6 protein-coding genes are annotated in these 21930 nt (G+C 73.3%); 4 read left to right on the top strand and 2 right to left on the bottom strand.

Features of this window, described 5'->3' with window-relative positions; translation table 11 throughout:
- Nucleotides 1–26 precede the first annotated feature (26 nt).
- The 4 genes from ACI2L3_RS31645 to ACI2L3_RS31630 are packed head-to-tail and all read left to right on the top strand — an operon-like array spanning nt 27 to nt 13927.
- Complete coding sequence (locus ACI2L3_RS31645; RefSeq protein ID WP_404755830.1) at nt 27–11564, top strand: type I polyketide synthase; 11538 nt, start codon at nt 27–29, stop codon at nt 11562–11564.
- Nucleotides 11561–11995 carry a nuclear transport factor 2 family protein gene (locus ACI2L3_RS31640; protein ID WP_404755829.1) on the top strand — a complete coding sequence of 145 codons (435 nt, stop codon included), beginning with the start codon at nt 11561–11563 and terminating at the stop codon, nt 11993–11995. The genes ACI2L3_RS31645 and ACI2L3_RS31640 overlap by 4 nt, the downstream gene beginning before the upstream one ends.
- 40 nt (nt 11996–12035) lie before the next feature.
- Nucleotides 12036–12458 carry a nuclear transport factor 2 family protein gene (locus ACI2L3_RS31635; protein ID WP_404755828.1) on the top strand — a complete coding sequence of 141 codons (423 nt, stop codon included), beginning with the start codon at nt 12036–12038 and terminating at the stop codon, nt 12456–12458.
- Nucleotides 12455–13927: an FAD-dependent oxidoreductase gene (locus ACI2L3_RS31630; RefSeq protein WP_404755827.1), complete on the top strand. Its 1473-nt coding sequence runs from the start codon at nt 12455–12457 to the stop codon at nt 13925–13927. Before ACI2L3_RS31635 ends, ACI2L3_RS31630 begins: the two co-directional genes overlap by 4 nt.
- A 68-nt stretch (nt 13928–13995) precedes the next feature.
- Here ACI2L3_RS31630 and ACI2L3_RS31625 read toward each other — a convergent pair whose 3' ends face one another.
- Both ACI2L3_RS31625 and ACI2L3_RS31620 read right to left on the bottom strand, forming a co-directional pair.
- Complete coding sequence (locus ACI2L3_RS31625) at nt 13996–16800, bottom strand: AAA family ATPase (RefSeq protein WP_404755826.1); 2805 nt, start codon at nt 16798–16800, stop codon at nt 13996–13998.
- Nucleotides 16797–21929, bottom strand: a complete 5133-nt coding sequence (locus ACI2L3_RS31620; protein ID WP_404755825.1) for a type I polyketide synthase — start codon at nt 21927–21929, stop codon at nt 16797–16799. Before ACI2L3_RS31620 ends, ACI2L3_RS31625 begins: the two co-directional genes overlap by 4 nt.
- Nucleotide 21930: the final 1 nt, after the last annotated feature.

Below are 21930 nucleotides of genomic sequence, written 5' to 3'. Positions count from 1 at the left end.
ACGTAGCGCCAAGGAGCCTGGGTCAGATGTCGAACGAGGAGAAGCTTCTCGATCACCTCAAGTGGGTCACCGCGGAGCTGCGCGAGGCCCGCCAACGGCTCCACGACAAGGAATCGACCGAGCCGGTCGCCATCGTCGGCATGGCGTGCCGCTATCCGGGCGGCACCCGGTCGGCGGACGACCTGTGGGAGCTCGTGCGCGACGGGGGCGACGCGGTGGCGGCGTTCCCCGACGACCGGGGCTGGGACCTGGAGTCCCTGTACCACCCGGACCCGGAGCACCCGGGGACCAGCTATGTCCGGGACGGCGCCTTCCTGTACGACGCCGGGCACTTCGACGCCGAGTTCTTCGGCATCAGCCCGCGTGAGGCCGTGGCGATGGACCCCCAGCAGCGGCTGCTCCTGGAGACCGCGTGGGAGGCGATCGAGCACGCGGGGCTGAACCCGCAGGCGCTGAAGGGCAGCGACACCGGCGTCTTCACCGGAGTGAGCGCCCACGACTACCTGACACTGATCAGCCAGACGGCCAGTGACGTCGAGGGGTACATCGGCACCGGCAATCTCGGCAGTGTCGTGTCCGGCCGGATCTCCTACACGCTGGGGCTCGAGGGCCCCGCGGTCACCGTCGACACGGCCTGCTCGTCGTCCCTGGTCGCCCTCCATCTGGCGAGCCAGGCGCTGCGTCAGGGCGAGTGCTCGCTCGCGCTGGCCGGCGGCTCGACGGTGATGGCCACTCCGGGTTCGTTCACCGAGTTCTCCCGGCAGCGGGGGCTCGCGCCCGACGGGCGGTGCAAGCCGTTCGCGGCCGCCGCCGACGGCACGGGCTGGGGCGAGGGCGCCGGGGTGGTGGCGCTTGAGCTGCTCTCCGAGGCGCGGCGCCGCGGCCACAAGGTCCTTGCGGTGATACGGGGTTCGGCCATCAACCAGGACGGCATGAGCAACGGACTCGCCGCCCCCAACGGCCCCTCGCAGGAGCGCGTCATCCGCGCCGCCCTCGCCAACGCCCGCCTGTCCGCCGAGGACATCGACGCCGTGGAGGCCCACGGCACCGGCACCACGCTCGGCGACCCCATCGAAGCCAACGCCCTCCTCGCCACCTACGGGCAGGGGCGGCCGGAGGGCCGGCCGCTGTGGCTCGGCTCGGTCAAGTCGAACATCGGCCACACGCAGGCCGCCGCCGGAGTCGCCGGCGTGATCAAGATGGTCATGGCGATGCGCAACGGCCTCCTCCCCGCCTCTCTGCACATCGACACACCTTCACCGCACGTCCAGTGGGAGCAGGGCAGCGTACGACTGCTCGCCGAGCCCGTGGACTGGCCGGCGGAGCGGACGCGGCGGGCGGGCATCTCGGCGTTCGGGATCTCGGGGACGAACGCGCACCTGATCCTGGAGGAGGCACCTCCGGAGGAGGCGCCGGATCCTGTGGTTGCGGAGTCGGGTGGGGTGGTGCCGTGGGTGGTTTCCGGGCGGTCCTCGGATGCGTTGCGTGAACAGGCGCGACGGTTGGGCGAGTCCGTGTCCGGCACGGATTCCTCGCCGGTCGAGGTGGGTTGGTCGCTGGCCACGAGCCGGGCGCTTCTTGAGCACCGGGCTGTGGTGGTGGGGCGTGATCGGGACGGGCTGACGGCCGGACTGGCGGCACTGGCCGCGGGCTCGAGCGAAGCTTCGGCGGATGTGGTGTCCGGGGTTGTCGGGGACGTAGGGCCGGGGCCGGTGCTGGTGTTTCCGGGGCAGGGGTCGCAGTGGGTGGGCATGGGTGCCCAGCTGCTGGATGAGTCGCCGGTGTTCGCGGAGCGGATTGCTGAGTGTGAGCGGGCGCTGTCGGCGTACGTGGACTGGTCACTGACCGAGGTCCTGCGCGGGGACGGTTCCCAGCTGTCCCGGGTCGAGGTTGTGCAGCCCGTGCTGTGGGCGGTCATGGTGTCGCTGGCGGCTGTGTGGGCCGATTACGGGATCACCCCTGCCGCTGTGATCGGGCACTCCCAGGGTGAGATGGCTGCCGCGTGTGTGGCGGGAGCACTGTCGCTGGAGGATGCGGCACGGATCGTGGCCGTACGCAGTGACGCACTCCGTCAGTTGCAAGGCCACGGCGACATGGCCTCCCTGGGCACCGGCGCGGAGCAGGCCGCCGAGCTGATTGGTGACCGGCCGGGAGTGGTCGTCGCAGCCGTCAACGGGCCTAGTTCAACAGTCATTTCGGGGGCGCCGGAGAATGTCGCGGCCGTGGTGGCCGACGCCGAGGCCCGTGGTCTGCGTGCCCGGGTCATCGACGTGGGTTACGCCTCCCACGGCCCCCAGATCGACCAGCTCCACGACCTGCTGACGGAACGCCTGGCCGACATCCAGCCCGTCACCACCGACGTCGCCTTCTACTCCACCGTCACCGCAGAACGCCTCGACGACACCACCGCCCTCGACACCGACTACTGGGTGACCAACCTCCGCCAGCCCGTCCGCTTCGCCGACACCATCGAGGCGCTGCTCGCCGACGGGTATCGGTTGTTCATCGAGGCCAGCCCCCACCCCGTCCTCAACCTCGGCATCCAGGAGACCATCGAGCAGCAGACCGGTGCCGCAGGGACGGCCGTCACTGTTCCTACCCTGCGCCGCGACCACGGGGACCGCGCTCAGCTCACGCTCGCCGCGGCGCAGGCGTTCGCGGCGGGGGCCGAGGTCGACTGGCGGCGCTGGTTCCCGGCCGACCCCGCTCCTCGTACCGTCGACCTGCCCACCTACGCCTTCCAGCACAAGCACTACTGGGTGGAGCCGCCCGCGGCGGTGGCAGCCGTGGGGAGCGGGCACGATCCGGTCGAGGCCCGGGTGTGGCAGGCCATCGAGGACCTGGACATGGAGGCCCTCGCCGGCAGTCTGGAGATCGAGGGGCAGGCGGAGAGCGTCGGAGCGCTGGAGCCCGCGCTGCCGGTCCTTTCGTCCTGGCGGCGCCGGCACCGGGAGCAGACCACGGTCGACTCCTGGCGCTACCACGTCACCTGGAAGCACCTGCCCGACGGCCCGGCGCCGGACCTCAGCGGCGCCTGGCTGCTCCTCGTGCCCGCAGCGCACGCCGACCACCCGGCCGTCCTGGCGACCGCGCAGACGCTGACCGCCCATGGTGGCGAGGTGCGGCGGCACGTGGTCGACACGCGTGCCGTGGAGCGTGCGGAGATGGCGCGGGAGCTGCGTTCCCTGACGGACGGGGACGGGGGTGGGGCCGGGGACGCGGGCGCAGGCGCGGGCGCCTACGCCGGGATCGTCAATCTGCTGGCCCTGGACGAGGAGCCGCACCCCGAGCACTCGGCCGTGCCCGCCGGACTCGCGGCGACCACCGTGCTCATCCAGGCCCTGGGCGACAACGGCGCCGACACCCCCGTACGCACGCTCACGCAGGGCGCCGTCTCCACGAGCGCCACGGACGCCCTCACCAACCCGGTGCAGGCCCAGGTGTGGGGGCTGGGGCGCGTCGCGGCCCTGGAGTACCCGCGGCTGTGGGGCGGGCTCATCGATCTGCCCGCCCGTGTCGACCACCAGACGCTCACCCGTCTCGCGGCCGCCCTGGTCCCGCAGGACGAGGACCAGATCTCCATCCGGCCGTCCGGCACCCACGCCCGTCGCCTCGCGCACGCTCCCGCCAACGGGCCGACGAACCAGCCGGGTTGGCGGCCGGAAGGCACCACCCTCATCACCGGTGGCACCGGCGGCATCGGTGCCGTACTCGCGCGGTGGCTCGCCCGTGCGGGCGCGCCGCATCTCCTCCTGACCAGCCGCCGCGGTCCCGAGGCGCCAGGGGCGCAGGAACTCGCGGACGAGTTGCGAGCGTTGGGTGCAGCCGTCACCATCACCGCCTGCGACGTCGGCGACCGCGAGCAGCTGCGTCACCTCATCGACGGCGTCCCCGCCGAGCACCCGCTGACCGCCGTCATTCACGCGGCAGGCGTGCCGAACTACATCGGGCTCGGTGAGGTGTCGGGCGCCGAGCTGGACGAGGTACTGCGGCCGAAGGCGCTCGCCGCGCACCATCTGCACGAGCTGACACGGGAGTTGGACCTCACGGCGTTCGTGATGTTCTCGTCCGGCGCCGGCGTGTGGGGCAGCGGCCAGCAGGGCGCCTACGGCGCGGCCAACCACTTCCTCGACGCCCTCGCCGAGCACCGCCGCTCCCAGGGGCTGCCCGCCACTTCCATCGCCTGGGGCCCCTGGGCCGAGGCCGGAATGGCCGCCGATCAGGCCGCGTTGACGTTCTTCAGCCGTTTCGGTCTGCATCCGCTCAGTCCGGACCTGTGCGTCAAGGCGCTGCAACAGGCACTGGACGCGGGCGAGACGACGCTGACCGTGGCGAACTTCGACTGGGCGCAGTTCACGTCGACGTTCACCGCCCAGCGGCCCAGCCCGCTCCTCGCCGACCTGCCGGAGAACAGGCGGGCGAGCGCGCCCGTGGCGCAGGAGGACGCCGCCGCGGAGGCGTCGTCGCTGCAGCGGGAGCTGACGGAGGCGAAGCCCGCGCAGCAGCGGCAGTTGCTGCTCCAGCACGTGCGCTCCCAGGCCGCGGCCACGCTGGGACACTCGGACGTCGACGCCGTGCCCGCCACCAAGCCGTTCCAGGAGCTGGGCTTCGACTCGCTGACCGCGGTGGAGCTGCGCAACAGGCTGAACAAGAGCACCGGTCTGACGCTGCCCACCACGGTCGTCTTCGACCACCCCACCCCCGACGCGCTCACCGACGTCCTGCAGGCCGAGCTGTCCGGTGACGCGGCGGCCGCCGCGGACCCGGTGCGGGCGGCCGGACCTGCCGGGGCCGCCACCGACGACGAGCCGATCGCCATCGTCGGCATGGCCTGCCGCTATCCGGGCGACGTCCGTTCCGCCGAGGAACTGTGGGACCTGGTCATGGCCCGCAAGGACGCCATGGGGGACTTCCCCGACGACCGGGGCTGGGACCTGGAGACGCTGTACGATCCGGACCCGGAGAGCCGCGGCACCAGCTATGTGCGCGAGGGCGGATTCCTTTACGACGCGGGCGACTTCGACGCGGGCTTCTTCGGCATCAGCCCCCGCGAGGCCATCGCGATGGACCCGCAGCAGCGGCTGCTCCTGGAGACCGCCTGGGAGGCGATCGAACGCGCGGGCCTCGACCGGGAGACGCTCAAGGGCAGCAACGCCGGCGTCTACACGGGCCTGACCATCTTCGACTACCTCGCACTCGTCGGCGAACGGCCCACCGAAGTGGAGGGCTACATCGGCACCGGCAACCTGGGCTGTGTCGCCTCCGGCCGCGTGTCGTACGTACTCGGCCTCGAAGGCCCCGCGATGACGATCGACACCGGATGCTCGTCGTCCCTGGTGGCGATCCACCAGGCGGCGCACGCGCTGCGGCAGGGCGAGTGCTCGCTCGCCCTCGCGGGCGGCGCGACCGTGATGGCCACGCCGGGCGCGTTCGTGGAATTCTCGCTGCAGCGCGGCCTCGCCAAGGACGGCCGGTGCAAGCCGTTCGCGGCCGCCGCCGACGGCACGGGCTGGGCCGAGGGAGTCGGCCTCGTCGTCCTCGAACGGCTTTCGGAGGCCCGGCGCAACGGCCACAACGTCCTTGCGGTCATCCGGGGTTCGGCGATCAACCAGGACGGTACGAGCAACGGGCTCACGGCACCCAACGGGCAGGCGCAACAGCGCGTGATCCGGCAGGCCCTCGCCAACGCGCGGCTCTCCGCCGAGGACGTCGACGCGGTGGAGGCGCACGGCACAGGCACCATGCTCGGAGACCCCATCGAGGCCAGTGCGCTCGTGGCCACGTACGGCAAGGAGCGGCCCGCCGACCGGCCGCTGTGGCTCGGCTCCATCAAGTCGAACATCGGGCACGCGCAGGCGTCCGCCGGCGTCGCCGGTGTGATCAAGATGGTCATGGCGCTGCGCAACGAACAGCTGCCCGCCTCCCTGCACATCGACGCGCCCACGCCGCACGTGGACTGGGACGGCAGCGGCGTCCGCCTCCTCTCCGGGCCGGTCGCCTGGCCGCGCGGCGAACGCCCGCGCCGCGCCGGAGTCTCCGCCTTCGGCATCTCCGGCACCAACGCGCACCTCATCCTCGAACAGGCCCCGGACGCGCCGGAGCCCGCGAACGCCCCGGCGGAGGTGGCCGAGGCGCCGGCCGGAGTGGTGCCGTGGGTGGTGTCGGCGCGCGGCGAGGAGGCGCTGCGGGCCCAGGCCGGCCTCCTGGCCGAGCGCGCCGCGAAGGACCCGCGGCTCGCGTCGCCGCTGGACGTCGGCTGGTCCCTGGTCAAGAGCCGGTCGACGTTCGAGAACCGCGCCGTCGTCGTGGGTGAGGACCGCGAGGCCCTCCTTGCCGGACTCCGGTCTCTGGCGGCGGGCGAACCGTCCCCGGACGTCGTCGAGGGCACCGTGCAGGGCGCCTCCGGCGCGGGGCCGGTGTTGGTGTTCCCGGGGCAGGGGTCGCAGTGGGTGGGCATGGGTGCTCAACTGCTGGACGAGTCGCCGGTGTTCGCGGCGCGCATCGCTGAGTGTGAGCGGGCGCTGTCGGCGTACGTGGACTGGTCGTTGACGGAGGTTCTGCGCGGGGACGGCAGCGAGCTGTCCCGGGTCGAGGTTGTGCAGCCCGTGCTGTGGGCGGTGATGGTCTCGCTGGCTGCCGTGTGGGCCGACTACGGGATCACTCCGGCCGCCGTGGTCGGACACTCGCAGGGTGAGATGGCTGCCGCGTGTGTGGCGGGAGCACTGTCCCTTGAGGATGCGGCGCGGATCGTGGCCGTACGCAGTGACGCACTCCGTCAGCTCATGGGGCAGGGCGACATGGCCTCGCTGGGTACCGGAGCCGAGCAGGCCGCCGAGCTGATCGGCGACCGGCCGGGTGTATGCGTCGCGGCAGTCAACGGGCCGTCGTCCACGGTCATTTCGGGGCCGCCGGAGCATGTCGCGGCTGTGGTGGCGGATGCGGAGGCCCGCGGTCTGCGCGCCCGAGTGATCGACGTGGGTTACGCCTCCCACGGCCCCCAGATCGACCAGCTCCACGACCTGCTGACGGAACGCCTGGCCGACATCCGGCCCGTCGCCACCGACGTGGCCTTCTACTCCACCGTCACCGCAGAACGCCTCGACGACACCACCGCCCTCGACACCGACTACTGGGTGACCAATCTCCGTCAGCCGGTCCGTTTCGCCGACACCATCGAGGCGCTGCTGGCCGACGGGTATCGGCTGTTCATCGAGGCCAGCCCCCACCCCGTCCTCAACCTCGGCATGGAGGAGACCATCGAGCGGGCCGACATGCCCGCGACCGTCGTCCCCACCCTGCGTCGCGGTCACGGCGACGCCGTCCAGCTGACGCGTGCCGCCGCCCAGGCATTCGGCGCGGGGGCGGAGGTCGACTGGACGGGCTGGTTCCCGGCCGTTCCGCTGCCGCGGGTGGTGGATCTGCCGACGTACGCCTTTCAGCGGGAGCGGTTCTGGCTCGAGGGCCGCAGGGGGCTCGCCGGGGATCCGGCGGGGCTCGGGCTCGCCTCGGCGGGGCATCCGCTGCTCGGGGCCGCCGTGGAACTCGCGGACAGCAGCAGTCACCTGCTGACCGGCCGGATCTCTCCGCGGGACCAGGCGTGGCTGGCCGAGCACCGGGTCATGGACACGGTGCTGCTGCCCGGCTCGGCGTTCGTGGAGCTCGCGTTGCAGGCGGCGGTGCGGGCCGGCTGCGCGGAGTTGGCGGAGCTGACGCTGCACACGCCGCTGGCCTTCGGGAACGACGCCGCGGTCGACCTGCAAGTGGCGGTCGGCCCGGTGGCCGAGGACGGGCGGCGTCCCGTGACCGTCCACTCGCGGCCCACGGGTGAGGGTGAGGACGCCGTGTGGACCCGGCATGCCGCAGGGGTGGTCGCCCCGGCGGGGGCCGACGCCGGGGACGCCTCGTTCGGCGGGACGTGGCCGCCGCCGGGTGCCACACCGGTCGGCGGGCAGGACCCATACGGTGAACTCGCCTCGTACGGCTATGACTTCGGGCCCGGCTCGCAGGGTCTGGTGAGCGCGTGGCGGCTCGGTGACGACATCTTCGCCGAGGTGGCGCTCCCCGAGACGGAGAGCGGCAAAGCCGACCGCTATCAGGTGCATCCCGTGCTGCTCGACGCCACGCTGCACGCGCTGATCCTGGACGCGGTCACGTCGTCCGCCGACACCGATCAGGTGTTGCTGCCGTTCTCGTGGAGCGGGCTGCGGGTGCATGCGCCGGGTGCGGAGAAGCTCCGGGTACGTATCGCGCGCACCGCGCCCGACCAGCTGGCCCTGACGGCCGTGGACGGCGGCGGGGACAGCGGTGGGGTCAGCGGTGGCGTGCCTGTGCTGACGCTGGAGTCGCTCACCGTGCGGCCGGTGGCCGCGCACCAGATCGCGGGCGCCCGTACGGCGGACCGTGACGCGCTGTTCCGGCTCGTGTGGAAGGAGACGGCCGCGCGGGCCGAGCAGGGCGGTGGCGCTGTACGTCCGGCGATCGTCGCGCTCGGCGGGGATCCGCAGGGCGCCACGCTGGCCGGGGAGCTGGCCGGTGCGCTGGCCGGAGCTCCCGTACGGGACACGTTCGGCGCGCTGCGTGACGATGTGGTGGCCGGTGGCGAGGCGCCCGATGTCGTACTCGCCGTGTGCACCGCCCCTGACACGGGTGCGGGCGGCGACGCGGCCGGGTATGCGCGGCTGGCTGCCGTGTCCCTTCTGTCGCTGCTCAAGGAGTGGGTGGACGACGCGGCGTTCGCGTCGAGCCGCCTCGTCGTCGTCACCCGGGACGCGGTCGCCGCGCGGCCCGGCGAGACCGCCGGTGATCTGGCGGGCGCCTCGCTGTGGGGTCTGGTGCGCAGCGCGCAGGCCGAGAACCCGGGTCGTCTGACGCTGCTCGACGTGGACGCGTCGGACTCTTCGCCGGCCGCACTGCCCGACGTACTTGGCTCCGTGGAACCCGAGATGGCGCTGCGGGACGGGCGTGCCTACGTGCCGCGGCTCGTACGCGATGACGCGTCGGCGCGTCTGGTGCCGCCGGTCGGGTCGCTCACGTGGCGGCTGGCGCGGTCCGAAGCCGCGGGCGGGGGCGGGCAGTTGGCTCTCGTCGACGCTCCCGAGGCCGGGCGAGCGCTGGCGCCGCACGAGGTGCGGGTGGCGGTGCGGGCCGTGGCGCCGGGGGCGGACCCGGCCGACGCGGGCCACGTCGAGGGTGCCGGTGTGGTGACGGAGGCCGGTGCCGAGGCCGGCGCGGTGGCCGTGGGCGACCGGGTGATGGGGTTGTTCGATGCGGTGGGTCCGGTGGCCGTCACCGATGCCGCGCTGCTCACGCGGATTCCCTCGGGCTGGAGCTGGGCGCAGGCCGCCGGGTCCTTGGGGTCCTATGTCACCGCGTATCACCTGCTGGCGGATGTCGTCTCGCCGCGCGGCGGCGAGTCTCTGCTCATCGAGGAGGGCACCGGCTCCGTCGGCCGCGCCGTGCTGCGTCTCGCCGGACGCTGGGGCGTGGAGGTCGTGGGCGGGGCGCAGGGCGTACCCGGGGCGGGTGACGAGCGCGAACCCGACGTCACTCTCCGCGCCCTCCGCGATGAGGGGGACCTGGTGGTCCACCGTGCGGGCGGTTCGGAGGAGGTGCAGGCCGTCGTGCCGCCCGAGCCCGGCCGCGTACGCGAAATCCTCGCGGAGCTGGGCGGGTTGGCGGAGGCGGCGCAGCTGGGTGGGTTGGCCGAGGCGGTGCAGCTGGGTGGGTTGGCCGAGGCGGCGCAGCTAGGCGAGGCAGCCGAGGCGACGCAACGCGACGAAGCGGCCAAGATGACGCAGCCGGGCGAGGCGGGCCAGACGGCACAGCCAGGCAAGGCGGCCAAGGCGGCGCAACCAGGCGAGGCGGGCCAGACGGCACAGCCAGGCGAGGCAGCCGAGGTGACGCAACGCGACGAAGCGGCCAAGATGACGCAGCCGGGCGAGGCGGCCGAGGCGGCACAGCACGGCGAGGCGGCCGAGGCGGCACAGCACGGCGAGGCGGCCGAGGCGGCACAGCACGGCGAGGCGGCCGAGGCGGCGTCCCGCAGTCACGATCCCGCTCTGGCGCCGCTCGACGTCACCGTATGGGACATCCGGCAGGCACCCGCCGCGGTGGCGGCCCCGCCCGCCTCCGGCACGACCGTGTTCACGCTGCCCCCCGCCTTCGACCCCGAGGGCACCGTGCTGATCACCGGCGGCACCGGAGCGCTCGGTGCGCTGACGGCCCGGCACCTCGTGGCGCGGTACGGAGCCCGGCATCTGGTGCTGTCCAGCAGGCGGGGAGCCGACGCCCCGGGCGCCCTCGAGCTGGCCGCCGACCTTTCCGCGCTCGGCGCGCGGGTCACCTTCGCTGCCTGCGATCCGGGTGACCGGGACGCGGCCGTCGCCCTCCTGGAGGCGGTGCCCGCGGAGCACCCGCTGACCGCCGTCTTCCACTGCGCCGGCACCGTGAACGACGCGGTGGTGCAGAACCTCACGGCCGAGCAGGTCGAGGAGGTGATGCGCGTGAAGGCGGACGCCGCGTGGCACCTGCACGAGCTGACGCGGGACGCGGACCTGTCCGCGTTCGTCCTCTACTCCTCGGTCGCCGGGCTGCTCGGCGGTCCCGGCCAGGGCAGCTACACGGCCGCCAACGCGTTCCTGGACGCGCTGGCCCGGCACCGGCACGACGGCGGCGCGGCGGCGACGTCCCTGGCCTGGGGCTACTGGGATCTGGAGAGCGGGATGTCCGGGCGGCTCACCGACGCCGACCGGGCGCGTCACGCCCGCGCCGGTGTGGTCGGGCTCGGCGCCGACGAGGGACTCGCCCTCCTCGACGCGGCGTGGGCCGGCGGCCTGCCGCTCTACGCGCCGGTCCGTCTCGACCTGGCCCGGATGCGCAGGCAGGCCCAGAGCCACCCTGCCCCCGCACTGCTGCAGGACCTGGTGAGTGGTGGGAGCAGGAGCGGCAGCGGTGGCGGCGGCGTATCGGCGGGGGCGGCCGCGCTGCTCAAGGCGCTCGGCACTATGTCCGACCCCGAGCGGGAAGAGGCGCTGCTCGACCTGGTGTGCACGCACATCGCGGCCGTCCTCGGATACGACGCGGCCACGCCCGTCAACGCGACGCAGGGTCTGCGGGAACTCGGCTTCGACTCCCTGACGGCGGTCGAGCTGCGCAACCGGCTCTCGGCCGCGACCGGGTTGAAGCTGCCCGCCACGTTCGTCTTCGACCACCCCAACCCGGCGGAGCTCGCCGCGCAGCTGCGGCAGGAGCTGGCGCCGCGCGCGGCGGATCCGCTCGCCGACGTCCTGGCGGAGTTCGAGCGCCTCGAGGGCTCGCTCCTCTCGGTCTCCTCGAAGGACGGCTCGGCACGGGCCGAACTCGCCGGGCGGCTGCGGGCCACGCTGGCCCGGCTCGACGTGCCGGAGTCCGCGGGCGGCGAGGGCGAGGGCGCGGTGGCCACCCGTACCCGTATCCAGGACGCGTCGGCGGACGAGATCTTCGCGTTCATCGACCGGGACCTCGGCAAGGACAGCGGCAGTGACAGCGGCAACGGCAACGGACACGCGGTGGAGGGACAGCGATGAACGAGTTCGCCCGCAAGAAGCGCGCCCTGGAGCTCAGCCGGCGGGTCAACGCCGGGGACCTGGACGCGATCGTCGAGCTGTACGCGCCCGACGCGGTCCTCGAGGACCCGGTCGGCCTCCCGCCCGTCACCGGGCACGCCGCGGTGCGTGCCCACTACGAACCGCTCCTCGCCGCGCGCCTGCGCGAGGAGGCGGCGGAGCCGGTCGCCGGTCAGGACGCCACGCACGCGCTGATCCAGATCACGTCCGTCATGGACTACCTGCCCGCGGGCCCGCTGTACGCGGAGCGGGGCTGGCTCAAGGCCCCCGGCTCCCCGGAGACGGCGCGGCTGCGGCGCACGGCGATGCTCGTGATCCGCATGGACCCGTCCGGCCTCATCCGGCATCTGAAGTCGTACTGGGGCACATCCGATCTCACGGTCCTCGGCTGAACCGGCGGCCCGGACCCGCCACCCTTCCTGGAGGTGTGCAATGCCCGACGAGGCCGCGCGCAAGCAGATGGCCGTCGACTACGCCCAGCGGATCAACGCCGGCGACATCGAAGGCGTCCTCGACCTGTTCACCGACGACATCGTCTTCGAGGATCCCGTGGGGCGGCCGCCGATGGTGGGCAAGGACGATCTCCGCAGACATCTCGAACTGGCCGTCTCCTGCGGTACGCACGAGGTGCCGGACCCGCCGATGACGTCGATGGACGACCGTTTCGTGGTGACGCCGACCACGGTCACCGTGCAGCGGCCGCGGCCGATGACCTTCCGCATCGTCGGCATCGTCGAGCTCGACGAGAACGGGCTCGGCCGCCGGGTCCAGGCGTTCTGGGGCGTCACGGACGTGACCATGGACGACCCCGCCGGGCCCGCCGGCACCACTCACCCCGAAGGGATACGCGCGTGACCACCACCCGACCCGCCCACGCCGTCGTACTGGGCGCCAGCATGGCAGGCACCCTGGCGGCCCATGTCCTGGCCCGGCACGTCGACGCCGTCACCGTCGTGGAACGCGACGCGCTGCCCGAGGAGCCCCAGCACCGCAAGGGGGTCCCGCAGGGCCGCCATGCGCACCTGCTGTGGTCCAACGGCGCCCGGCTCATCGAGGAGATGCTGCCCGGCACCACCGACCGCCTCCTCGCGGCCGGCGCGCGCCGTCTCGGCTTCCCCGAGGATCTGGTGACGCTGACCGGGCAGGGCTGGCAGCACCGCTTCCCCGCCACCCAGTTCGCGCTGGTCGCAAGCCGCCCGCTGCTCGACTTGACGGTACGTCAACAGGCATTGGCCGCGCCGAACATAACCGTCCGACAGCGCACCGAGGCCGTCGAGCTGACGGGCGGCGGCAGCGGCACCCGCGTCACCGGCGTCGTCGTGCGCGACCTGGAGAGCGGCACGCAGGAGATCCTCGAAGCCGATCTGGTGGTCGACGCCACCGGCCGCGGCTCCCGTCTCAAGCCGTGGCTCGCCGCCCTCGGCGTACCGGCGCTCCAGGAAGACGTCGTGGACGCGGGCGTCGCCTACGCCACCCGGCTCTTCAAGGCGCCGCCCGGCGCGACGACCCACTTCCCTGCCGTGAACATCGCCGCCGACGACCGGGTCCGCGAGCCCGGCCGCTTCGGCGTGGTCTACCCCATCGAGGGCGGCCGCTGGCTCGCGACGCTCTCCTGCACGCGTGGCGCCCAACTGCCCAGCACCGAGGACGAGTTCCTGCCGTTCGCGGAGAACCTGAACCATCCGATCCTCGCCGACCTGCTCCGGGACGCCGAACCCCTCACCCCCGTCTTCGGCTCCCGCTCCGGCGCGAACCGCCGGCTGTATCCGGAGCGGCTCGCGGAGTGGCCCGACGGCCTGCTCGTCATCGGTGACTCGCTGACCGCGTTCAACCCGATCTACGGCCACGGCATGAGCTCCGCCGCGCGCTGTGCCGCCACGATCGACCGCGAGTTCGCACAGGGCACACAGGGCACACAGGGCACACAGGAAGGTGCGGGATTCACCCGTGCCCTGCAGAAGGCGATCGGCGCGGCCGTCGACGACCCGTGGATCCTGGCCGCGACCAAGGACATCGATTACGTCAACTGCCGGGTCGCGGCGACCGATCCGCGCCTCATCGGGGTGGACACCGAGCAGCGTCTGCGGTTCGCCGAGGCCATCACCGCGGCGTCGATCCGCTCCCCGAAGGCCTCCGAGATCGTCACGGACGTGATGAGCCTCAACGCGCCGCAGACCGAACTGGGCTCCAACCGCTTCCTGATGGCGATGCGCGCCGACGAACGCCTGCCGGAGCTGACCGCTCCGCCGTTCCTTCCGGAGGAGCTGGCCGTGGTGGGCCTGGACGCGGCGGCGATCACACCGGAGGCCGCCGTACGTTCCTGACCTGCCGCCGGTACAGGTGCACGGCTGACCGCGGGCTCCCCGTGGTCAGCCGTGCATCCGCCCTGCGGTCAGCCGAAGACCGCTTGCAGGTCCGGTCGCCTGACGTCGAGCTTCCGGTAGATCCGGGTCAGGTGCTGTTCCACGGTGCTGACCGTGACGCACAGCTTCCGGGAGATCTGCCGGTTGGTGAGCCCTTCGGCGGCCAGCTCGGCCACCCGCCGTTCGGCGCCGGTCAGTTCGGCGTCCGGCTCGCCCCGGCCCGGCTGCTGCGACGGCTCGGGGACGGTGACGGGTGCGGGCGCGCTGCCCCAGCGCCGGGCCAGGAGCTCCGCCTTGCGGGCCAGCAGCCGGGCACGTTCCGCCTCGCCCCCTTCGCGTACGGCCACGCTCTGGTCGGCCACGGCCCGCGCCAGCTCGAAGGTGTCGCCGCTCTCCCTCAGCACCGCCACGGCCTCGTCGAGGAGTTCGGCCCGCGCCGGCGCGGGGGACGTCGCCGCCCGCAGCCGCAGCGTCATGCCACGGGTGCGGCCCTCGACCGGGAGCGGCAACGCCACTTGCCCGTCGACGAGTTGACGGGCGAGCAGCGACTCGCCGAGGGCCAGGTACGCTTCCGCCGCGCCGAGACGCCACGCTTCCAGCGCGGGCAGGTCGACGCCCCAGCTGCTCATGCGCGTCCCGCAGGCGTAGAAGTCGCACAGGGCCGCGTAGTGGCAGCCGGTGGCCAGGTGGTACCGGCCCCGGGCCGCCAGGTAGTGCAGTCCGGTGCGGGTCTGGAACACCGCCTGCGGTACGGGCCGTTCCAGGAGCGCCGCCGCTCCGTCGACATCGCCGAGGGCCGCCTTGGCCTGTACGGCGGCCGCCAGGGGGAGGCCGATCGCGGCGCCCCAGCCCTTCGGCCCGAGCAGGGCGAGCGCGGTCGCGGCGCGCTGGTCCGCCGCGGCGGGGTCGCCCTGCCGCAGGTGGATCAGGGCGCGCCACGCGTGGAACAGCGCCTGCCAGGTGGGGCTGTTGCGCTCACCTGCCTGGGCGATGAGTCCGTCGCACCAGGCTGCCGCACGGTGCGGCCGGTCGCGGTAGGTGAGGGCTGCCAGGGCGGCCGTCTGGACCGCGACGGTGCGGGGGCCGAGGCGGTAGCGGTTCAGGGCGCGCTCGGCGGACTCGGTGGCGCCGGCCTCGCGGCCGTGCAGCAGATCGTTCATCAGTGTGCCCGCGCCCTGCAGCTCCGGCGTGACCGCCGGCGGGACGGAACCCTGCGGGGACTGGATGCCCGAGCCCAGGCGCTCCTTCACGTGGCCGGGGTAGAGATAGGCGCCCCACAGCCATGGGGTGTCCAGGTCCGCGGGGTTCATCGGCGGCGCTCCGGCCGGGCTCGGGCCGGTGAGCGTGCCGATTGCGTCCAGGCCGTCCTCGACCCGCCCGTGCCAGAGCAGATGGGAGGGGAGGGGCGGGGCGGCACATGCGGGGGTGGGGGCGGGGGCTGCCGCCCCGGTGGACGCGGTGGCGGGGTCGGGCAGGTGCCGCAGGACCTTCGCGGGGTCCAGACGCCACTCGGCGTCCGCGAGCGCGCCGACGATCACGCCGACGGTCGCGTCGCGCCGCCCGGCGTCCCGGCACCGCTGGTGGGCCGCGCGCAGGTATCCGACGCCTGCCTCCACCTCGTCGCCGTCCAGGGCGAGTTGGGCCGCTTCCTGCAAGACGGGTACCGCCCACGGGGTGTCCGACCGGTCGGCGGCCAGCAGGTGGGCGGCCACTTCGGTGGCCGGCGCCCCCTCCTCGTGCAACAGGTCCGCGACCCGGCCGTGCAGGGCGCGGCGCTCCTCGGGCGGCATGCCGTCCAGGACCGCCGCGGCGAACGCCGGATGGCACAGGCGGCCCTCGTGCAGCACCTCCGCGACGGCCAGCCGGCGCACGGCCCGCGCGACGGACGCCGTATCGACGTCCAGGAGCCGCCCGACCAGGGTGGGATCGGCATGCTGGCCCAACACGGCGACAGCACGGGCCACTTGGGTGACCGGTGCCTCGTGCCGGTACAGGAAGCTGAGGACGGCGCGGCCGTACGCCTCCCCGGCGCCGCCCGCCGTACGGTGGTCGTCGGCCAGTGCCCGCACGAGGAGCGGGTATCCCGCGCTCATGCCGTGGACGACGGGCGTGAGGTCCTGGGCCGTCCGCTCGTCGAGGTACCGGGCGAGCACGGCCTCCACGCCGGCCTTCGACAGCGGTTGCAGGTGGATCCGCCGCAGGGCGGGCTCGTGCGCGAACTCGCTGCTCAGCAGGGCGTTCGCCGCTTTCTGATGGGCGTACTCGGTGAACAGCACATGGAGCCGTGCCGACCGCAGCCTGCGCACCGCCGAGAGCAGGCACTGCAGGGATGCCGCGTCGGCGTGGTGGGCGTCGTCGACGGCGAGCACGACGGGCCGCTCGGCGAGCAGGTCCCGCAGGATCTCGCACAGGGCGCGCAGGGCATGCGGGGGGAGGACGGGCCGCTCACTGCCCGCGTCTCCCCCGCCCGCGCTCGCCGCTTCCGCAGCCACCCCTCCCGCATGCGCCCCGTCCTCCCAGCCCGCCTTTCCCGGGTGCACGGAGGCCGTCTCGGCGAACCACGCCGCCACACGGTGGGCGCTCGGCGCGGGCAGGCCGGGGCTGTGCATGAGCTGCTCCAGGACACCCAGCGGCAGCTCGCGCTCGGCCCGGCAGGCGGTGGCGGTCAGGACGAGGGCGTCGGCGCCGAGGCGGTCCGCCCACGCCCGGAGCAGCGCGGTCTTGCCGGTGCCGACCGCGCCGCTGAGCACCACGAGGCTGCCACCGTGTTCCGGGGAGCCGTCGAAGGCGTCCTGAAGAGCGGCCAGCTCCTCGGCCCGTTCCACGAGCTTCACCGCGTGCCCCACTCCCGGTCGATCAGCGCGAACATGTCGTCGGCGCTCGCGGTCGACAGGTCCTCCGGCGCGCCGCCCTGCTCCTCCTCGTCGCCGGGCTCCGCCGTCCCCGCGGTGTCGTGCTGCTTCCACAGCAACGCCTGCAAGCGCCGGACCAGGCCCTTGCGGCGTGGATCGTCGGCCGGGAGACCGGCGAGGGCCGCCTCCAGGTCGTCCAGGTGGGCGGCGACCGGAAGCTCTCCCGCGCCGCCGTCGGGCAGCACCCTGTCCAGCAGGTGTTCGGCGAGGGCGCGGGGTGTGGGGTAGTCGTAGACCAGTGTGGCGGGGAGCCGGAGCCCGGTGGCGGCGCGCAGCCGGTTGCGCAGCTCCACCACCACGAGGGAGTCGAAGCCCAGATCCTTGAAGGCCTTCTCCGGCTCCACGTCCTGGCCGGGTTCGTAGCGCAGGACGGCGGCCACCTGTTTGCGGACCAGGTCGAGAAGCAGGCCGGTCCGTTCCCGCACGGGCAGGGCCGTCAGTTCGCGGCGCAGTGCCGAGGCGCTCTCCGATGCCTCGGCGCTCTCCGAGGAGGCGTCGAGTACGCGTCGGGCCGCGGGGATGCCGTCGAGCAGGCGAGTGGGGCGGGCCAGCGTGAACAGCGGCGCGAACCGCTCCCATTCGATGTCGGCGACCAGCGTGTGCCCCTTGCCGCCGTCGAGCACCGTGTGCAGCGCGCCGAGTGCCAGCCGCGGATCCAGCGGCGGCAGTCCCTGCCGCCGGGACAGTCCGGCGGCGCCGCGCGCCAGCTCCCCGTCGTCCGGCAGATCCCAGATGCCCCACCCCACCGAGACGGTCCGCGGGCCCTCGGCATCGGCACGGTTCCGTTGCGCCAGCGCGTCGAGGTAGGCGTTGGCGGCGGCGTACGCGCCGTGCTCCCTGCTGCCGAGCGAAGCGGTCACGGAGGAGAAGAACAGCACGGTCTCCACCGAGCCGGTGCCGGCGAGTCCGCTCAGCCGCACGGCGGCGGACACGGCCGCGCCGAGCGCGTCGGGGGTGACCTCGGCGAGCGGCGCGAGCTCGCCGGGCAGCGAGGTGTGGATGACGGTCCGTATGTGTACGTCCGTCAGCTCGGGCAGCGTGGGGGCGGCTGTCGACTCAGGGAGCGCGCGCAGGAGCGTCAATTCGGTCCCGTGTTCCGCGACTTCCGTCACGAGGTCGCTGTCCCGGTCGGGGTGGCGGTTGTCGGCGGGGCCCGTGTCCAGGAGTACGACGTGTTCGGCGCCGGACGCGGCCAGCCACCGTACGACCTGATCGGCCAGGTGGCCGACGCTTCCGGTGACGAGGACGGCACCGTGGGGCTGGAGGCTTCCGGAGGGCGCGCCGGGGTCCGAGTCCGGGGCCGCGTCGGGCACCAGGCGGCGGCCGAGGATCCCGCCCCGCCGCAGCGCGACCTGGTCCTCGCGCCCGCTCTCGCTACCTGCACCGCCACCGGACAACACCGCGTACAGGGCGCTCGGGTCGAGCGTCGCCGCGTCGGCGGGCAGATCGATCAGGCCGCCCCACAGCTCCGGGTGTTCCAGGGCGGCCACGCGTCCGAGTCCCCAGACAGTGGCCTGCGACGGCGAGACGACCGGATCGGTGTCGCCGCACGAGACGGCACCGCGGGTGGCGCACCAGAGCGGCGCCTCGATGCCGGCGTCGAGCAGGCCGTGCAGGAGCGTCAGGGTGCCGGTGAGGCCGGGGGGCGCGAGGGGGCGGCTGGTGTCGGGTTCGGTACCCGGTCCTTCGTCGAGGGCCAGCAAGGAGAGCACTCCGCCGACCGGCGTGGTGTCGGCGTCGGCGTCCACGTCCGCGCCGGGGTTGGCGTTGGCGTCGGCGTCGTGTGAACACCTCGCCCGCCATTCCCGGACGAGGTCCGCGATCTCCGTCCGGTCGGCGCGGGGGCCGACCTCGACGAGACGTACCGGCGCGCCCGCCTCCTCCAGCGCCCGGGCGCAGACCTGCGTCCAGGCCCCCGCCCCGCGCTCGGGAACCACGATCAGCCAGGCCCCGGCCCTGGCGCCCGCGGCGGGGGCAGGTGGGTCGACGCGCCGCCAGTCGACCCGGTACCGCCAGGCATCGACGACCGACCGCTCACGCCGTTCGCGCCGCCACGCGGAAAGCGCCGGGAACACCGTCTCCAGAGCCGTCCTGTGCTCGTCGTCCTTGAGGTGCAGGGTGTCGCAGAGCGCCTGGAAGTCCGCGCCTTCGACGGCGGCCCAGAACCCGGCCTCCTCCCCGTCCGCCGAGGCCACGGCTTCGGGCACCGCGCTGTCCGCCAGCCAGAACCGCCGCCCCTGGAAGGCGTAGGTGGGCAGGTCCACGGTGCGGGGCGCGGGGTCGGCCGGGAAGTACGCGGACCAGTCCACGGTGATACCGGCGACGTGGAGGCGGGCCATGGCGTGCGCGAAGGCCTCGTCGTCCGGCCGGTCCGGGAGGAGGGACGCGGTGACGACGGGCTCGGGGCCCTGCGGTTCGGCGAGGTCGTCCAGGGTGTGCTGGGCAGCGGTGGACAGTACGGGAGCGGGGCCGAGCTCAACGAACAGGCCCGCCTTCGCCGCCACTCGAGCGATCGCGGGCTGGAACAGCACGGCTTGGCGGACATGACGTGCCCAGTACTCCGGCTCCGTGATCTCCTCCCCCGCCTCCTGACCCGACACATTGCTCATCAGCGGCAACTTCGGTCGCGCGAACTTCACCTCACGTATCGCTTCGGTGAACTCCGCCAGCATCGGCTCCATCAACACCGAGTGAAACGCATGACTGACCGACAGGGACTTGGTCTTACGACCGCGCTCCCGCCACAGCCCCGCAACCCGGTCCACCTCATCCGCCGGACCCGAAATAACCGTGGAATCAGGCGTGTTGACCGCCGCCACACTCACACCACCCGAGCCCTCCACGTCAGCGGCAAGCTCCTCGGGCGTGGCCTGCACCGCACACATCGCCCCGCCCTCGGGCAACGCACCCATCAACCGAGCACGCGCACCCACCACCCGACACGCATCCGCCAGACCGAAGACCCCCGCCACATGCGCGGCAGCGATCTCCCCGATCGAATGCCCGACCACCACACCCGGACGCACACCGACCGACTCCCACAACCGAGCCAGACCCACCTGCAACGCAAACAACCCCGCCTGCGCCCACATCGTGTGATCCAACCGCTCCTTGGGACCGTGGAACACCGTCTCCCGAAGCTCACCGGGCACCACGCCCAACTCCACGTCCAGCAGGCCACACACCTCATCAAACGCAGCCGCGAACACCGGGAACCGCTCATACAACCCGGCCCCCATCCCCACCAACTGACTCCCCTGGCCACTGAACAGCCACACCACATCACCACTCGGAGCCGTCTGCGTCTGCGGTGAGGATGGGGCGATCAGCGCCGGATGCGGCTCGCCGGCCGCCAGTGCCTCCAGGCCTGCGACGAGCCCGGCCTGCTCCGTACCGATCACCACGGCCCTGCGCTCATGCAGCGCTCGCGTGCTGAGGAGCGACCAGCCGACCTCTACGGGGTTCTTCAACTGGTGGCCGCTGGCCGCCCGTTCGGCCAGGGTGCGGGCCTGGGCCCGCAGTGCGTCGTGGCCGCGTGCCGAGACCAGCCAGGGCACCGCGAGGCCGTCGGAGGTGCCGGAGGCTTCGAGGGGTTCCGGTGCTTCTGTGTCACCGTCCGTGTCGGACGGGTCGGGGGCCTGTTCCACGATCAGGTGGGCGTTGGTGCCGCTGATGCCGAAGGAGGAGACGCCCGCGCGGCGGGGGCGGTCGGTCCTGGGCCACGGCACGGGGTCGGTGAGCAGTCGTACTCCCCCGTCCTCCCAGTCCACGTGGGGCGTGGGCCGGTCGATGTGGAGGGAGGCGGGCAGCTCGCCGTGGCGCATCGCCATCACCATTTTGATGACGCCGGCGACTCCCGCGGCGGCCTGCGTGTGGCCGATGTTGGACTTGACCGAGCCGAGCCAGAGCGGCCGGTCCGCGGGGCGGTCCTTGCCGTACGTCGCGAGGAGCGCGTTTCCCTCGATCGGGTCTCCGAGTGTGGTGCCGGTGCCGTGCGCCTCCACGGCGTCGACGGTGTCCGGAGTGACGCGGGCGTTGGTCAGTGCCTGGCGGATCACGCGTTCCTGGGCGACGTCGTTCGGGGCGGTCAGGCCGTTGCTCGCGCCGTCCTGGTTGACGGCTGATCCGCGTACGACACCGAGGATCCGGTGCCCGTTGCGGCGGGCGTCGGACAGCCGCTCCAGGAGGATCAGGCCGACGCCCTCGGAGAATCCGGTGCCGTCGGCGGCCTCGGCGAACGGCTTGCAGCGGCCGTCCGGTGCCAGGCCGCGCTGGCGCGAGAACTCCACGAACGCCGTGGGTGTGGACAGCACGGTTACGCCTCCCGCCAGCGCCAGGCCGCAGTCGCCCTGGCGCAGCGCCTGGCAGGCGAGGTGGATGGCCACCAGCGACGCCGAGCACGCCGTGTCCAGCGTCACCGCAGGGCCTTCGAGGCCGAAGGTGTAGGCGATGCGGCCGGAGATGACGCTGGACAGGGTGCCCGTGGTGGCGTATCCCTCGACCTCCGGCGGCACCCGGCCCCCGGACATGTGGTCCTGGCTCGACACCCCCGCGTACACGCCGGTGAGGGTGTCCTTGAGGGTGGCCGGGTCGATGCCCGCCCGCTCGAACAGTTCCCAGGCCACTTCGAGGAGCACCCGCTGCTGCGGGTCGGCGGCGAGCGCCTCGCGCGGGTTGATGCCGAAGAAGTCGGCGTCGAAGCGTGCGGCGTCCCGCAGGAATCCGGCTTCCTGTACGTAGGTCGTGCCCGGGTGGTCCGGGTCGGGGTGGTAGAGGCCGGCCACGTCCCAGCCGCGGTCGGTGGGGAACTCCTCGATGGCGTCGCCCCGCGAGGCGACCAAGTCCCACAGCTGCTCGGGCGAGGCGACCCCGCCCGGGTAACGGCAGGCCATCGCGACGACGGCGATCGGTTCCCGCTGCCGCTCCTCCACATCGCGCAGGCGCTGGCGGGTCTGTCCGAGATCCGCCGTCACTCGCTTCAGGTAGTGGCGGAGCTTGTCCTCCGTACGAGGCATGTCGTTGGTACCCGGCATGTCGTTCGTACCCGGCATG

It is taken from the genome of Streptomyces sp. NPDC029674, from assembly GCF_044903205.1.
GTDB lineage: Bacteria > Actinomycetota > Actinomycetes > Streptomycetales > Streptomycetaceae > Streptomyces.
The sequence above is the reverse complement of the archived record's forward strand: the minus strand, read 5'-3'. Positions and strand labels throughout refer to the sequence as shown.

Coding starts and splice junctions, on each gene's coding strand:
- ACI2L3_RS31620 (WP_404755825.1), bottom strand. CDS start 21,929: ATGCCGGGTACGAACGACATGCCGGGTACCAACGACATGCCTCGTACG.
- ACI2L3_RS31635 (WP_404755828.1), top strand. CDS start 12,036: ATGCCCGACGAGGCCGCGCGCAAGCAGATGGCCGTCGACTACGCCCAG.
- ACI2L3_RS31640 (WP_404755829.1), top strand. CDS start 11,561: ATGAACGAGTTCGCCCGCAAGAAGCGCGCCCTGGAGCTCAGCCGGCGG.
- ACI2L3_RS31645 (WP_404755830.1), top strand. CDS start 27: ATGTCGAACGAGGAGAAGCTTCTCGATCACCTCAAGTGGGTCACCGCG.